Below are 361 nucleotides of genomic sequence, written 5' to 3'. Positions count from 1 at the left end.
CCCCACTTTCGAAACTCATGCAGATGCCCGAACACGAAGCAGTAAAACAGGTTGACCGCCAATATCAAAAACCCCAGGATGGCCTCTATCGCCGTCGGATCATGCACAAACGGATGGTCCATATGCCAGTACGTTTTCAAGTCATGGAACCCCATGTTTTCAATATCCCACCGGGCTGCCGCTATTCGAGCGATGGTTTGCGTTCCAGCCGCTCCGGATTCGATTGTCGTGGCCACCCAGCGTTCCAGCACTTCCGTTTGTTCCTGCTTCCGCCCGCCTCGTCTTACACTGCGCTCCACGGTACGCACCATCCGGATTATCCGCATCGGCACCCGCACCTGTTCCCAACTGGTGAACCCCG

At 56.2% G+C, this 361-nt stretch carries 1 protein-coding gene; it reads right to left on the bottom strand.

Annotation, left to right across the window (positions count from 1 at the left end):
- The coding region (locus DQG13_RS30415; protein WP_146767247.1) for a transposase at positions 1 to 326 on the bottom strand (326 nt) is incomplete at its 3' end.
- Positions 327 to 361: the final 35 nt, after the last annotated feature.

The sequence above is a fragment of the Paenibacillus sp. YN15 genome, assembly GCF_003285005.1.
Lineage (GTDB): Bacteria > Bacillota > Bacilli > Paenibacillales > NBRC-103111 > Paenibacillus_AR.
The sequence above is the reverse complement of the archived record's forward strand: the minus strand, read 5'-3'. Positions and strand labels throughout refer to the sequence as shown.